This is a genomic window from Mesorhizobium sp. LNJC391B00 (assembly GCF_000502535.1).
Classification (GTDB): Bacteria; Pseudomonadota; Alphaproteobacteria; order Rhizobiales; family Rhizobiaceae; genus Mesorhizobium.
This window is the reverse complement of the sequence record NZ_AYWI01000008.1, coordinates 102,091-115,722: the sequence shown is the minus strand read 5'-3', so window position 1 is coordinate 115,722 and position 13,632 is coordinate 102,091. Positions and strand designations below refer to the sequence as shown.

General features: G+C 61.7%; 14 protein-coding genes. 11 read left to right on the top strand and 3 right to left on the bottom strand.

Features of this window, described 5'->3' with window-relative positions; genetic code table 11:
• Positions 1–1,035, bottom strand: coding sequence for an ABC transporter substrate-binding protein (locus X750_RS144885; RefSeq protein ID WP_031243152.1), 1,035 nt, complete (start codon positions 1,033–1,035; stop codon positions 1–3).
• A 156-nt stretch (positions 1,036–1,191) separates the two neighbouring features.
• Complete coding sequence (locus X750_RS144890; protein WP_023667997.1) at positions 1,192–1,533, bottom strand: DUF768 domain-containing protein; 342 nt, start codon at positions 1,531–1,533, stop codon at positions 1,192–1,194.
• Between the two features lie 187 nt (positions 1,534–1,720).
• Here X750_RS144890 and X750_RS144895 point away from each other — a divergent pair, with 187 nt between their 5' ends.
• The 4 genes from X750_RS144895 (at position 1,721) to X750_RS144910 (ending at position 5,048) form a co-directional block, all read left to right on the top strand.
• Positions 1,721–2,677, top strand: a complete 957-nt coding sequence (locus X750_RS144895; protein ID WP_031200197.1) for an NAD(P)/FAD-dependent oxidoreductase — start codon at positions 1,721–1,723, stop codon at positions 2,675–2,677.
• Between the two features lie 165 nt (positions 2,678–2,842).
• Positions 2,843–4,129 (top strand): SDR family oxidoreductase, encoded by a 1,287-nt coding sequence (locus X750_RS144900; protein ID WP_023733214.1) that lies wholly within the window; start codon positions 2,843–2,845, stop codon positions 4,127–4,129.
• Entirely contained in the window at positions 4,129–4,611 is a 483-nt protein-coding gene (locus X750_RS144905; RefSeq protein ID WP_023733215.1) for a DUF2269 domain-containing protein, read from the top strand. Before X750_RS144900 ends, X750_RS144905 begins: the two co-directional genes overlap by 1 nt.
• Before the next feature lie 110 nt (positions 4,612–4,721).
• Positions 4,722–5,048, top strand: a complete 327-nt coding sequence (locus tag X750_RS144910; RefSeq protein WP_023681103.1) for a low affinity iron permease family protein — start codon at positions 4,722–4,724, stop codon at positions 5,046–5,048.
• 215 nt (positions 5,049–5,263) lie between these two features.
• Here X750_RS144910 and X750_RS144915 read toward each other — a convergent pair whose 3' ends face one another.
• Positions 5,264–5,539: a hypothetical protein gene (locus X750_RS144915; RefSeq protein ID WP_023667991.1), complete on the bottom strand. Its 276-nt coding sequence runs from the start codon at positions 5,537–5,539 to the stop codon at positions 5,264–5,266.
• Between the two features lie 217 nt (positions 5,540–5,756).
• Here X750_RS144915 and X750_RS144920 point away from each other — a divergent pair, with 217 nt between their 5' ends.
• From X750_RS144920 to X750_RS144950, 7 genes are read left to right on the top strand one after another with little or no spacing between them, the layout of a single operon-like run.
• Positions 5,757–6,863 carry an SDR family NAD(P)-dependent oxidoreductase gene (locus X750_RS144920; protein WP_023733216.1) on the top strand — a complete coding sequence of 369 codons (1,107 nt, stop codon included), beginning with the start codon at positions 5,757–5,759 and terminating at the stop codon, positions 6,861–6,863.
• The gene (locus X750_RS144925; protein ID WP_023691444.1) at positions 6,860–7,933 is read left to right on the top strand and encodes a GDP-mannose 4,6-dehydratase; all 1,074 of its coding nucleotides are present in this window, start codon (positions 6,860–6,862) and stop codon (positions 7,931–7,933) included. The genes X750_RS144920 and X750_RS144925 overlap by 4 nt, the downstream gene beginning before the upstream one ends.
• A complete protein-coding gene (locus X750_RS144930) occupies positions 7,930–9,222 on the top strand; it encodes a TIGR04295 family B12-binding domain-containing radical SAM protein (RefSeq protein WP_023712229.1) in 1,293 nt (430 codons plus the stop codon). Before X750_RS144925 ends, X750_RS144930 begins: the two co-directional genes overlap by 4 nt.
• A complete protein-coding gene (locus X750_RS144935) occupies positions 9,207–10,307 on the top strand; it encodes a glycosyltransferase family 4 protein (RefSeq protein WP_023748046.1) in 1,101 nt (366 codons plus the stop codon). Before X750_RS144930 ends, X750_RS144935 begins: the two co-directional genes overlap by 16 nt.
• A 2-nt stretch (positions 10,308–10,309) precedes the next feature.
• Positions 10,310–11,440 carry a glycosyltransferase gene (locus X750_RS144940; protein WP_023733218.1) on the top strand — a complete coding sequence of 377 codons (1,131 nt, stop codon included), beginning with the start codon at positions 10,310–10,312 and terminating at the stop codon, positions 11,438–11,440.
• Positions 11,437–12,531, top strand: coding sequence for a glycosyltransferase (locus X750_RS144945; RefSeq protein WP_023667985.1), 1,095 nt, complete (start codon positions 11,437–11,439; stop codon positions 12,529–12,531). Before X750_RS144940 ends, X750_RS144945 begins: the two co-directional genes overlap by 4 nt.
• Complete coding sequence (locus tag X750_RS144950) at positions 12,528–13,631, top strand: glycosyltransferase (protein WP_023733219.1); 1,104 nt, start codon at positions 12,528–12,530, stop codon at positions 13,629–13,631. Before X750_RS144945 ends, X750_RS144950 begins: the two co-directional genes overlap by 4 nt.
• Position 13,632: the final 1 nt, after the last annotated feature.

The window sequence follows — 13,632 nt, the reverse complement described above, 5'->3', positions numbered from 1 at the left end:
TCAAGCCGGTATGGCCCGGAAGACACCAGGATCGAGGCTCGTCGCCTTGCCGACCAGATCCTCGCCGCCCAATTCGGCCAGGATTGCAAACAACCGGGCCGCGCCATCACGTTCGTCTTTGCCGAACCGACGAGGGATTCCGGCACGATAGGCGGCGCGTAGCGCCGCCTGGAGGTGAGGATCGTCCGTGCCCAATTGAGGCGCGAGCACCCGCCATTCGTCGTCCGAAGACTCGAGCAGCGACTTCGCTGCCGCAGTGGCGCTCGTGAATCGCTCGAGGGCGATCGGGTTGGCCCGCGCCCAGCTTTCATGGAAGACGTAGCCGAGCATCGGCAAGTCCACGGAAACGCCAAGCCCCTGCAGGATTTGAGCGACACTGAGCAGAGGCCTTGCCCCCTCTGACTCGAGACGGGCGGCGAAATTCCAGAACGTCAGCAGTGCATCCAGTCGCCCCGCCAGAAATTCCTGCTCCAACAAGGGCGGCGCGCCGAACACTGGCTCCACCTCTTCAGCAAGATCGCGCTTCACCTGACGGAGGCCGAGCGCGCGCAACAGGATCCAGCTTTTGTCCAGCGGACCACCTGCGATCCCCAGCCTTTTGCCCTTGAGGTCCGCAAGAGTTCGAATGGGCGAGCCTTGCGGCAGTTCCAGCGCGCCGACGGCACGAGAATAGGGATAGAAGACCAGATCGGCGCCTTCGCTGCGCTGGCGCATGACCCAAACCCAATCCGAAACGATGACGTCGACGCTGCCCGCCAGCAATGCGGTCTTACCGGCTTCGGTACCGGCAAGCCGCTGAGCCTCGATTGATACGCCGTGCACAGTGTCCAACGCATGTCGCCGCATGACGTCAACTTCCCAGGCGGCGGTGCCAAATCCCAGCACGCCAAATCGCACGAGCGGCGATGGCTGTGGCGCGGCTTCTGCGGAAGCACCCAATAGCCAGCAACAAATACCCGCAAGAGCGGCCCGCCGCGAGATGTGACCCTGATCATGCCGGGTCAGCCATTCGCCTGGAAGGGTAGCAGTCAGCACGGGCGCACCGGGTGTGAAGGAACTTTCCTAACGCCGTGGCGGCAGGAATGTTCCTCAATGGTGCATGGAACTAACGGGAAGCACCTAAGGTCCGTTTTTCAGCTCGTATAGCAGCCCGGGGGGCTTGTTCAGGCGAACAGAAGAAGGTGTCAGGGGCTACGGTCCGCTCTTGGCATCATCGACCTCCAACGCGTCCATTACAGGTGCCGGATCGCTCTTTTCGGAGCTCGGGCTCTGCACCCCGGACCCGGCGTTCTCGATCGCTTGCACGATAGCATCTTCGATGTTTCCGAGTTCGTCCTCCCTTACTTCACGCCCATAACCAGCCACCTCGGCATCTTGCTCGAATTGCTGAGCGAGCACCGCGACGCTGACTTCCTCTCGACCAGGAAGTGTGCCGACATTCTCCTGTAGCCAGTTTTGAAAAAACTCTCTGGTCGCGCTCATCTCAGACCACCCTTTCGCCAAACTAAGCGCGACGATGAGCCGAAGTTCCATGATGCATTCACTTTCCCAGTGGCGCTGTACTCACAGCGTTGGGAGCCACGAGGTTTTTGCAGCTTGATGAGGCAGTGGCCTTTCTCTTCACGACTCGATTGGAGTTCACTCTTATCGCGCAGTGTGCATCCTGATTGCGTCCATTTCGACCCTGTGGAACAAGCTTGTTGAGTTGAAGTTAGGCCCTATGCCAAGCTTTTCGGGCGAACCAAGTTTTTCGGGCGAACAAGTTTTTGACGTTGCCATCGTCGGCGGCGGCCCCGCGGGGCTCGCTGCAGCCATGTATTTAGCCAGGTTTCTGCGTTCGGTGATCTCGCTCGATGCGGGGCATGCGCGTGCCAAGCTCATCCCAAAATCCCGCAACTGTCCCGGCTTCCCCGACGGCATCAGCGGGGAAGAACTGCTCGGCCGCCTACGAGCCCAGGCACAGCTGTACGGCGCGAGCCTTGTCCATGGTTGCGTAGGCCACGCCGAAAAACGCGAGGGTTTTTTTGTCCTGACGACCACCTGCGGGATTGTCCAAGCAAGGCGCGTGATTCTGGCAACGGGCATTGTGGACAAGGCACCTCCCATTGAAAGACTGGAGGAGGCGATCGCAACCGGCATTGTCAGACTGTGCCCGGTTTGCGATGCATATGAGGCCCGGGGTAGCCGCATCGGCGTTGTTGGTCCGGAGCATCTCGCCGTCAGGGAGGCTCTGTTCCTGAAGGGATATGGCAGTCAGGTCGCCTTGCTCGCCAATAACCAGGATGATGTTTCCGAAGCTGCCCGCGGCGCCGCCTTGGCAGGCGGAGTTGAAATCTGGGACGCTGTCGATGACCTGATCCCTCGACGAACCGGGTTCGATGTCGTCATGGCCGAGGGCGCCCCGATGCGCAACATCGATGTGGTGTACCCTTCGATGGGCAGCGACGTACGCTCCGAACTCGCGGTTGCTCTGGGGGCTAACTGTGACGCAGAAGGCTATGTCCTGGTCAACCGACACCTTGAGACTTCAACGCCAGGACTCTATGCCATTGGCGACGTGGCCGAGGGGCTCAATCAAATTGCTGTTGCGTTCGGAGACGCCGCCAAGGCTGCAACTCACATTCATAACGACCTCCGCGATTGCGCCGAGCCGGCGACGAAATTCCGGCGAAGTTGACCTACAGATGCGAACGCACCCTACCGGCTCATCTTTGGCTGCGTTGATGCCCGGAACCTGTTCCACCCGGCGTGAGACTACCGGCTTCGGCTTTGCTAGAGTTGTCCCAGGCGCAGCCGCTGGGTTGATGGACGGGCACGCGCTGGCGAACGGCTGGAGGAAGGAATGAAAATTCTCGTCACCGGCGCGTCAGGTCTGATTGGAGCCGCGCTTTGCGCGCGCCTGGCCGGCGAGAGTCATGAAGTGGTTCGCGTGCTTCACCACCCAGACACTGGCGTCCACCCGGAGATCCAAACCGTTTCCCTGGATATCGCGCGGGCCTTGCGACCTCAGGACTGGATCCCCTATCTCGCCGGTGTGGACGCCGTCGTAAACTGTGCCGGCGTCCTGCAGGATAGTGCCCGGGAAAACACCCGGCATGTCCATTCTACCGGCGCCTCGGCTCTCTTCACCGCGTGTGAGCAAGCAGGTGTGAACAAGGTGATTCACTTTTCTGCCATCGGGGTCGATCGCCAGCAGCCGTCCGCCTTTTCCGCCAGCAAGCTTGCTGGCGATGAAGCACTGATGGCACGTAGCCTTGACTGGGTCATCCTGCGCCCCTCCGTAGTGCTGGGAAGGCCGGCCTTCGGCGCAAGTGCACTGTTTCGCGGCCTCGCGGCTTTGCCGCTCTTGCCGTTGATGCCCGGCACGGGCCGTCTCCAAGTCGTCCAGCTCGATGACGTCATCTCCACCGTCCTGTTCTTCCTCAAACCCGGCAGCCCATCGCACCTCACGCTGGACCTGGCTGGGCCCGAGGCACTTTCGATGAGCGAGGTCGTGGGTCGCTATCGCCGCTGGTTCGGATGGAGCAGTGCTCGGGAGTTCATCTTGCCGAATTGGGCCGCAGCTATCTTGTACAGGTTCGGGGATGCCGCGGCTCAGCTGGGCTGGCGCCCGCCCATGCGCAGCAATGCAGCAAAAGAGATTGCCCGTGGCGCTGTCGGCGATCCCCAACCCTGGATGACGGCGACCGGCATTCAACCATCAAGTCTTACATCTGCACTGCGTTTAAACCCTGCGACGGTGCAGGAGCGATGGTTCGCCGGTCTTTACTTCGTCAAGCCGGCGCTCTTTGTCATCTTGCCGCTCTTCTGGATCATGACGGGCATCATTTCCCTCACTGCCGGCTGGCGCAGCGGAGTTGACTTGCTGATTGGCACTGCTGCCGGCCCCTTGGCCGAACCGGCGGTAGTCGCCGGCGCGCTGGCTGACATCGCCGTCGGGGCGCTTATCGCCTGGCGCCCAACCAGCCGGCTTGGTCTTTTCGGCGCAATCGCGGTATCGCTTTTCTATGCGATCGCTGGGAGCATTCTGCGGCCGGATCTTTGGCTTGAGCCACTCGGGCCGTTGATCAAAATCCTCCCGATCCTCGTTCTGCATTTTGCAGCGCTGGCCATTCTGGAGGAACGCTGATGACGTACTTCGTGCTTAAATACCTGCACGTGATCGGCGCTGCTGTGCTGCTCGGAACTGGTGCCGGCATTGCTTTTTTCATGCTTTTGGCACACCGGACCGGGAATGCCGCGACGATCGCAGCTGTCGCCCGAATTGTCGTGCTGGCTGATTTCCTGTTCACGGCTACGGCCGTTGTCGCACAACCTCTGACCGGACTGGGCCTCGCTAGGGTTGCGGGGTATTCGCTGTCCGAAGGATGGATCGTTCTCTCGATCCTGCTCTACATCTTAACGGGCCTGTTCTGGCTGCCTGTCGTGTGGATACAGATCGAGATGCGAAATCTAGCCACACAGGCCGCACTCTCCAACCAACCTCCTCCCGAGCGCTACCATCAGCTGTTCAGACGCTGGTTTGTCTTCGGCTTCCCAGCTTTCGGCGCCGTGCTCGCCATCTTCTGGCTGATGATTGCGCGCCCGGCAATCGTGTGGTCATCGTTGTAGCTGCGATCGGCAAGCACTGCGCCGTGAATTCATCCGTCGCGCCTAGCTGGCTCGTGCCGGCGCGATGCACTGCGGTCGGGAACCACGGTCACTGCCGCGAGTTCTTTCGCATGGCCAATCATCCCGTCACCGGCGTGCTTACCTCAATCGGCACATTAACCTCCCGCCCCGCGGCATTCCTGATCCTGTTGGTCTACGCAATCCTTTGGATGATCTTCGAGCGACAGACCCTGGACTGGCATGGAGCGGCTACCTTGTTTACGTGGGCCATGACGCTGTTCATCCAGCGTGCCGAGCACCGCGACACTCAGGCCATTCACGCCAAACTGGATGAGATCCTGCGATCAGACCACAATGCCTCGAACATCACGCGGATCGACGATGAAGAGCCCGAGGAAATCGAAAAACACCGCCACCGCAGGCAGCAGGACGACTGATGAGCGGCGTTTTGGTTTCACGGCAGGACGAGTAGCGGGTTTCCAGCTTTTGACGCCTATCCAGCCCCGCCGCCTCCTGAGCTCAGGGCCAAGGCCTTCGATCCTTGCTGCGGCTGTGGTTCAGCGACGGAAGGATCGGAGCCCCTATTGTTCCACCGCATCCAGAAAAATTGGCCCGAGAACCAGGTCGGGCAAATCGGCCGGCTCGAAATGCGTCATTCGCCTTTCTGGTTGCGCTCAACGAACTTGTTGAAACGGCTGGTTTGTCCGTCACCAGTCTTGGACTGGTAAAGAAAGGCCAGATCGTTCTCGTCGAATATGCGGAAGAACTCGTCCCATTCGACCGGCTCGAATGCTTCCTCGGGTTTGCCGAAGTCGATCCGCAGGATGCCGCCCGCGCCTTTGGTGCGAACCACTGCCGGCCGTCCATCCCGCTCCTCGGCCCATTTGCGGATTTCGTCGTGATTGGTGGTCGTTTGCGACTGGGACATTGAAATCTCCTTTGATCATCGGCGTTGCCAAAATCGGGCATCGTCGGGGCTGCCGGCGTCCTAACAGCACAAGGGCGGCAATGTTCCGGCACGGCGCGGCGAGCGCGATGTGGCTGCTTCCGAACGAAGCCGGCCAAAGGAACTTTGTTGAAGCCAAGGGAACAAACCTTTTGCCGAAAAGTTCGGGTCGCCAAGATTACCTGTCTGAGGAGTGGTCGTGAAACGGATATTGGTTACAGGGGGCTGCGGCTTCATCGGCCGGCATGTCGCCCAGGAACTGATCGAGCAGGATTATTCGGTTCGCATTTTGGATGTGCTGCTGGAGCAGGTGCACGCAGGCGAAACAGTCGCCCTTCCCGCCGGGGCCGAGCTGATCAAGGGCGACATTCGGGACCGGGAGGCGGTCGCCAAGGCGCTGGAAGGCGTTGACGCGGTCATTCATCTGGCCGCGGAAGTCGGCGTCGGACAGTCGATGTACGAGATCGCGCGCTATGTCGGCACCAACGATCTCGGCACCGCGACGCTGCTCGAGGCGCTGATCAAACATCCGGTCGAGCGCATTGTCGTCGCCTCATCGATGAGTGTCTATGGCGAGGGCCTCTATGCTACATCGGACGGCCGGCGCATCGACAATGCCCGGCGCAAGGCGAGCGACATCAAAAACGGGCAGTGGAATCCGCTGTCGCCGGAAGGCGAGCCCCTCTCCCCCCTGCCGACGGACGAGGAAAAGCCGGTCGATCTCGCCTCTATCTATGCACTGACGAAATACGCCCAGGAACGCGCCGTGCTGATCTTCGGCGAAGCCTATGGCATCGATACGGTCGCGCTGCGCCTGTTCAACGTCTTCGGCGCCGGCCAGGCGTTATCGAACCCCTATACCGGCGTGTTGGCCAATTTTGCTTCGCGTCTCGCCAACGGCCAACGTCCAATGATCTTCGAGGATGGCGAACAGAAACGCGATTTCGTCCATGTGGATGACGTCGCCCGCGCCTTTCGTCTTGCGCTGCAGCAACGCCAGGCAAGGGGTCACGTCATCAACATCGGCAGCGGCCGAGCCTATGCTATCAGCGACGTCGCGCGGGTACTTGCCGAGGCCATGGGAACGCCGGACCGCTCGCCAGAGTTGCTCGGCAAGGCGCGCTCCGGGGATATCCGCAACTGCTTCGCCGATATTTCCAAGGCCCGTGAGCTGCTCGGTTTCGAGCCGAGGCAACAACTGGAGAATTCGCTCGCCGATTTCGTTTCCTGGGTGCGCAACTCGTCCGCCATCGACCGCGGCGCCGACATGAAACGCGAGCTTGAAGAACGTGGGCTGGTGTCATGAATACGCGCAATCGACGCGACGCGCCCGTCGCCATTGTCGGCGGCAGCGGCTTCATAGGATCGAACCTGGCCGACAGCCTGTTGTCGGATGGCGAGCCGGTGCTGGTGATCGACAATCTCAGCCGCCCCGGCGTCGAACAGAACCTTGAATGGCTGGCGCAGAAACACGGAAGCCGCCTCATGGTCGAAACGATTGACGTGCGCGACGCCAACGCGCTTGCGCCCGTTCTGAAGAGTTCCAAGGCGATCTTCCACCTGGCCGCGCAAACCGCCGTCACAACGAGCCTGGTCCAACCGGACGAGGATTTCGACATCAACCTTCGAGGAACGTTCAATGTCCTCGAGGCGGCGCGGCTGAGCAGTGAGTTTGTTCCGGTGGTCTTCGCCAGCACCAACAAGGTCTATGGCAGCCTGCCAGACGTCGCGGTTCGCGAGGACGGCGATCGTTACCTGCCTTGCGACGGCATCATCCAAGCGAATGGCATCGACGAGACCCACGGCCTGGATTTCTGCACGCCCTATGGCTGCTCCAAAGGCGCGGCGGACCAATATGTGCTCGACTATGCCAAATCCTACGGCATGCCGACGGCGGTGCTGCGGATGAGCTGCATTTACGGGCCGCGCCAGTTCGGAACCGAGGATCAAGGCTGGGTCGCGCACTTCCTGCTGAGTGCGCTGACGGGACGTCCAATCACCATTTACGGCGACGGCAGACAAGTGCGCGACATACTGCATGTTTCCGATGCGGTCGCCGCCTACAGGGCCACGCTCGATCGTATCGAGACGACCAAAGGCCAGGCATTCAATCTTGGCGGCGGCCCCGATAATGCGATCAGCCTGCGCATGCTGTTGAGCGAGATCCGTAGCTTGACCGGCCGTGAGCTTTCGATCCGCCATGATGGCGAACGCACCGGCGATCAGCCCTTCTTCGTCGCCGACACCCGCAAGATCAAAGCGATGCTTGGCTGGAAAGCTCGTGTTTCATGGCGCGAAGGCATTCGCGATCTCGCAGACTGGCTGCAACAACACCGGCTCCAGCCTCGCCCCGAAGTCGTGAGGTACGTCGCATGAAAATCGCCCTGGTAAACCCGTTCTGGACCTACGACGACAGCATTTATTTCGGCTGCCGCCAACCACATCTCCCGCTGGAACTCGGCTATTCGAAATCCCTGCTCGAAACAGCCGGCCATGAGGTGTTGATGCTGGATGGGCAATTGCAGAAGCTCGACAACTCGGACCTCTCCGAGCGTGTGGCTGATTTCGCGCCTGCAATGACGGTCGTCAGTACCGCCCCGACTTATCTGTTCTGGCGCTGCGCACCACCCGAGTTGCGCGTGCCGGCCGATTTCCTCAACCGTCTCGCCGGGCGCGGTGGACGCACAGTCGCGGTCGGGCCGCATGGCTCGGCTACGCCCGCGCCAACCTTGCGCAAGCTTGGCGTCGACATTGTTGTGCGCGGCGAATGCGAGGAAATCGTCGCGGAACTTGCCCGGCGCGACGACTGGAGCGCGGTCCCCTCGACCGCTTACCTGCGCGACGCCAAGGTGGTTTTGAACGGCGGCGTCCACGCCAGCTCGTTTGTCGATCATCCGCCACTCCAATGGCCATCAGACTGGATCGCAGCCCATTCGCATCACCATCACAGGTTCGATGACAAGCAGGTTGGGTTCGGCGCGGAGGTCGAAGCATCGCGCGGCTGCCCCTACAATTGCAGCTTCTGCGCCAAGATCGATTTCCGCGATGCCTATCGCCGCCGCAACCACGAGGCGGTCATAGCGGAAATCGATCGGCTGATTGCCCAGGGCGTCGGCTACATTTATTTCATCGATGAAATCTTCCTGCCGCAAAAAGCGCTGTTGGAAGCGTTGATCCATCGCGACGTGAAGTTCGGTGTGCAGACCCGCATCGACCTTTGGAAGCCCGAGCTGCTGGAATTGCTTGGTGCGGCCGGCTGCGTCTCCATCGAGGCCGGTCTCGAAAGCCTGACCGTGGAAGGTCGTGCGATGCTCGCGAAGCGCTGCCGGCTGGGTACCGAGGAACTCGCCGCGCTGCTCGTCAATGCCAGGCGTCACGTTCCGTTCGTACAGGCCAATCTGATCGGCGTCGTCGAGGATGACCCTGCCCTCGTCGATTACTGGCGAACGCACCTCATCGACAACGGCGTGTGGGCCAATGAACCCGTACCGCTTTATCCATATCCGAGTTCGCCAAGCTATCGCGAGCTTTGGGGCGAACCCGACGACCTCGCCTGGGAGCGCGCCCATGATCACTATCTCGCATCATTCCAGAAGTTCAGCGATATCCAGGAAAGGCGCCCGCGTCCGCTGGCGGAACTGGAGGCGACATGTTGCGGACACTGACGCCGCGATCGCGGCGCATCCTGATGACGGTCGATGCCGTGGGCGGCGTGTGGCGCTATGCGCTCGACCTGGCCAGGGAACTTGTCAACGGCGGCGATAGCGTAGTGCTTGCCGGTCTCGGTCCGCCACCGTCCAGGCAGCAGGCCGACGAGGCGGAGGCTTTCGCGAAGCTGATCTGGCTGAACACGCCGCCGGATTGGATGACCCGCAACGGCGGTGATCTCGACGCGCTGACGCGAGAGTTGCATGCGCCCATGCGCGACCACGCCATCGACCTTGTCCATTTCAACGCGCCTTCGCAGGCGGCGGGATTCGACGCGCCATGCCCGGTCGTGGTGGTCTCCCATTCCTGCGTGACGACTTGGTTCCATGCGGTCAGAGGACAGGCGGCGGATGGCGCATGGGCCTGGCAGAAGGAGCGCAACAGACGCGGCATGGATCGGGCCGACGCGGTCATCGCGCCGAGCCGCAGCCATGCCGACATGCTAGAGACCTGCTACGGCCCGATCGCGCGCTTGAGTGTGGTCAGAAATGGTGCCCGTCCTCTGCCGAAGGCCGAAAAGCATCAACCGCTCGTCTTCGCCGCTGCCCGCTGGTGGGACGAGGGCAAAAATGCGGCGGTGGTCGATCAGGCGGCGTCCCTGACGCGATGGCCTCTGTTTGCCGCCGGGTCGACGAACGGTCCAAACGGCGAGCATGTCAGCTTCAGCCATGCTGTTCCTCTGGGAGCAGTGCCGTCCGATGAGGTGCGTTCGTTGATGGCTCGCGCGGGTATTTTCGTATCGCCATCGCTCTACGAGCCATTCGGCCTGGCCGCGCTGGAAGCCGCCATGTCGGCTACGCCCCTGGTGCTTTCCGATATCGCCACCTATCGCGAACTATGGGACGGGGCCGCGATATTCTTTGACGCGCGCGATCCGCACGATCTCGCTGCCTGCCTCAACCGTCTCTCCAGCGATGCCGAGCTCCGGCGAGAGCTTGGCCAGGCAGCCATCCGACGCAGCCGCAGGTTTAGGCTGACAAAGCAGACAGCGGCTATGCGCGGCGTCTACGACAAAGCGGCCTTAGCGATGGCGGAGCGCTGATCATGCGCTTTGTGTTCTACACCCACTCGGTCGTTTCCGACTGGAACCATGGCAATGCCCATTTCCTGCGCGGCGTCATGCGAGAGCTGGTCCAGCGCCGGCATCAGGCGATTGCGCTGGAGCCGGCGAATGGCTGGAGCCGGTCGAATCTGCTGGCTGAGAAGGGGTCGTTCGCCATCGAACGCTTCCGCAAGGATTTTCCCGAACTGATGCCGGTGACCTACGATGCCGGATTTGATCACGAAGCCTGGATTGCCGAGGCCGACGTTGTGATCGTTCATGAGTGGACGGATCCGGAGCTTGTCGCACGTATTGGCCGTGCCCGGGCCGCCGGCGGCAACTTCATCCTTCTTTTTCACGACACCCACCACCGGGCCGTGTCTGCGACCGAGGCACTCTCGGCGCTCCGGCTGGAGCACTATGACGGCGTTCTCGCCTTTGGCGAAACCTTGCGCGAGAGCTATCTGCGCGCCGGCTGGGGCAAGCGCGTCTTCACTTGGCATGAAGCGGCGGACGATCGCCTGTTCAAGCCGCACCCGGAGATCCACCCCACCTCCGATCTGGTCTGGATCGGCAACTGGGGCGATGATGAGCGGACCGCCGAACTCAAGGAGTTTCTGATCGAGCCGGTGCACGATCTCGGCCTTGATGCCGCTGTTCACGGCGTACGCTACCCCAAGACCGCACTTGCGGATCTGGCCACCGCAGGACTGCGCTATGAGGGGTGGATCGCCAATGCCGACGTGCCGAAGGCCTTCGCCGCGCATCGTGTCACACTTCACATCCCACGGCGCCCCTATCGCGAGAGGTTGCCCGGAATCCCGACGATCCGCATGTTCGAGGCACTCGCCTGCGGCATTCCGCTGATTTCAGCGCCATGGTCCGATGTCGAGCAGCTTTTCAGGCCCGGTGTCGACTTCCTGTTTGCCGAGAATGGCTCGCAAATGCGGCAACAGCTTCGGACGGTGTTGTCCGACGAGGACTTTGCGGCCTCCCTGGTGACCTCGGGTCTCGAGACCATCCGCTCGCGGCACACCTGCCGCCACCGCGTCGACGAGTTGCTCGGCGTGCTCACGCAATGCGCGAGCCGACACACCGCCGTCCCGACAGCCGCAAAGGAAGCCGTCGCATGAAGATCGCATTCTATGGATCGAGCCTTTTGTCGTCCTACTGGAACGGTGCCGCGACGTACTATCGCGGTTTGCTCAAGGCACTTTCGCAATTGGGTTACGAGATCACGTTCTACGAACCCGATGTCTACGACCGGCAGAAGAACCGCGACATCGAAGCTCCCGACTGGTGCACTGTCGTCGTTTATGAGGCGACCCAGCATGCGCTGATGCAGGTCGCGGCACGTGCCGCCGGCGCCGACATCGTCGTCAAGGCGAGTGGCGTCGGTTTCGAAGACGAGGCGCTGCTTCGCGCCGTTCTCGACCACGCCCGCAGCGACGCGCTTGTCGTATTCTGGGACGTGGATGCGCCAGCCACGCTTGCCCAGTTGCGCGACGAGCCGGACCACCCGCTCCATCGTGCACTGCAGGAGATCGACCTCGTGCTGACCTATGGTGGCGGCGATCCCGTTGTCTGGGCCTATCGTGCCATGGGCGCCAAGGAGTGCGTGCCCATCTACAATGCGCTCGATCCCGAAACGCACCATCCGGTCGCCAGCAAAGCGCGTTTTGCCTGCGACCTGGCGTTCCTCGGAAACCGGCTGCCGGACCGTGAAGCGCGTGTCGAATCGTTTTTCCTCGATCCCGCCAGCCAGCTGCCGAAACAGCGTTTCCTGCTCGGAGGCTCGGGTTGGGGCGACAAGCCGCTCCCCACCAATGTAGGCTGGCTCGGCCATGTCGGCACCCGCGATCACAACGCCTTCAATGTCACCCCAAAAGCCGTGTTGAACATCAGCCGCGACAGCATGGCCGCCAACGGTTTTTCACCGGCCACGCGAGTGTTCGAGGCGGCCGGCGCGGGCGCCTGTCTCATCACGGATGCATGGCTGGGCGTGGAACTGTTCCTGAAACCAGGCGAGGAGATCCTGGTCGCGCGTGACGGCGGCGATGTCGCCGAAATAATGCGCTCGCTGACCCCCGGGCGGGCCAAGGCAATCGGCCAAGCCGCACTTCACCGCGTGCTGGCGGACCATACCTACGCGCTTCGGGCGGATGTGGCGGATGCCGTCTTCAAACGTCATTTCGAGCACGGGGCCGTGGAGGCAGCGGAATGACCAAGAAACTGGACATCGTCTTTCTCGGCCTGTCGCTGTCCTCATCCTGGGGAAACGGCCACGCCACGACTTTCCGGGGTCTTTTGAAAGGCTTGCACGGACTCGGTCACCACGTGACTTTTCTGGAGCGCAACGTGCCGTGGTACGCCAATCACCGCGATCTGCGCGATCCGGAGTTCTGCGCCTTGCGCTACTACGAAACCACTGCGGAGCTGCAACGCGACTACGCACAGTGCCTGGAGCAGGCCGACATCATCGTCATCGGATCCTTTGTTCCAGAAGGACGCCAGGTCATCGACATCGTCGCCTCGCTTTGCAAGGGGCAGCTCTGCTTTTACGACATCGACACCCCGGTGACCCTGGCCAAGCTTTCAGCCGACGATTGCGATTATCTGAGTTCGCGGCAAATTCCGTATTTCGATGTCTATTTCTCCTTCACTGGCGGACCAACGCTCAACCATCTGGCGCAAGACTTCGGCGCGCGCCATGCCGAACCTCTCTATTGTTCGGTCGATCCAGAACGGCATCACCCGACAGGAGATCCGATCCGCTGGGATCTCGGCTATCTCGGCACCTACAGCATGGACCGGCAGACAACGCTGAACGCTCTGCTGCTCGAGCCCGCACGGCATATGCCGAACCTCCGTTTCGTCGTGGCCGGCTCCCAATATCCATCCGACATCATCTGGCCGGACAATGTCGAACGCATCGAACATTTGCCGCCAGCCGATCACGCCGCGTTCTATAGCCGTCAGCGCTACACGCTGAATGTCACACGCAGTTCCATGATCACCGCAGGATGGTCGCCCAGCGTGCGCCTGTTCGAAGCGGCGGCTTGCGGCACGCCCATCGTCAGCGACCGCTGGCCAGGGCTCGACAGCTTCTTTCCCGCGTCGGCGATCCACACCGCCGCGGAGACGGACGATGTCATCGATATCCTCGTTGGCGAGTCCGAGCGCGCACGCCTGGCCATGGCCGGCCGGGCTCGCAAACTCGTCCTCGCTTCCCACACCGGCGCGGCCAGGGCTCGCGAATTCGTGGCGGCGCTGACCCAACCAAGGGCGACGGCCCTCGATCTCGACATTGGAAGTGCAGCATGAA

What these genes read in the sequence shown, in the direction of transcription:
- X750_RS144890 (WP_023667997.1), bottom strand. Translation starts at nt 1,533, where the DNA reads ATGGAACTTCGGCTCATCGTCGCGCTTAGTTTGGCGAAAGGGTGGTCT.
- X750_RS144895 (WP_031200197.1), top strand. Translation starts at nt 1,721, where the DNA reads ATGCCAAGCTTTTCGGGCGAACCAAGTTTTTCGGGCGAACAAGTTTTT.
- X750_RS144900 (WP_023733214.1), top strand. Translation starts at nt 2,843, where the DNA reads ATGAAAATTCTCGTCACCGGCGCGTCAGGTCTGATTGGAGCCGCGCTT.
- X750_RS144905 (WP_023733215.1), top strand. Translation starts at nt 4,129, where the DNA reads ATGACGTACTTCGTGCTTAAATACCTGCACGTGATCGGCGCTGCTGTG.
- X750_RS144910 (WP_023681103.1), top strand. Translation starts at nt 4,722, where the DNA reads ATGGCCAATCATCCCGTCACCGGCGTGCTTACCTCAATCGGCACATTA.
- X750_RS144915 (WP_023667991.1), bottom strand. Translation starts at nt 5,539, where the DNA reads ATGTCCCAGTCGCAAACGACCACCAATCACGACGAAATCCGCAAATGG.
- X750_RS144925 (WP_023691444.1), top strand. Translation starts at nt 6,860, where the DNA reads ATGAATACGCGCAATCGACGCGACGCGCCCGTCGCCATTGTCGGCGGC.
- X750_RS144930 (WP_023712229.1), top strand. Translation starts at nt 7,930, where the DNA reads ATGAAAATCGCCCTGGTAAACCCGTTCTGGACCTACGACGACAGCATT.
- X750_RS144935 (WP_023748046.1), top strand. Translation starts at nt 9,207, where the DNA reads ATGTTGCGGACACTGACGCCGCGATCGCGGCGCATCCTGATGACGGTC.
- X750_RS144940 (WP_023733218.1), top strand. Translation starts at nt 10,310, where the DNA reads ATGCGCTTTGTGTTCTACACCCACTCGGTCGTTTCCGACTGGAACCAT.
- X750_RS144945 (WP_023667985.1), top strand. Translation starts at nt 11,437, where the DNA reads ATGAAGATCGCATTCTATGGATCGAGCCTTTTGTCGTCCTACTGGAAC.
- X750_RS144950 (WP_023733219.1), top strand. Translation starts at nt 12,528, where the DNA reads ATGACCAAGAAACTGGACATCGTCTTTCTCGGCCTGTCGCTGTCCTCA.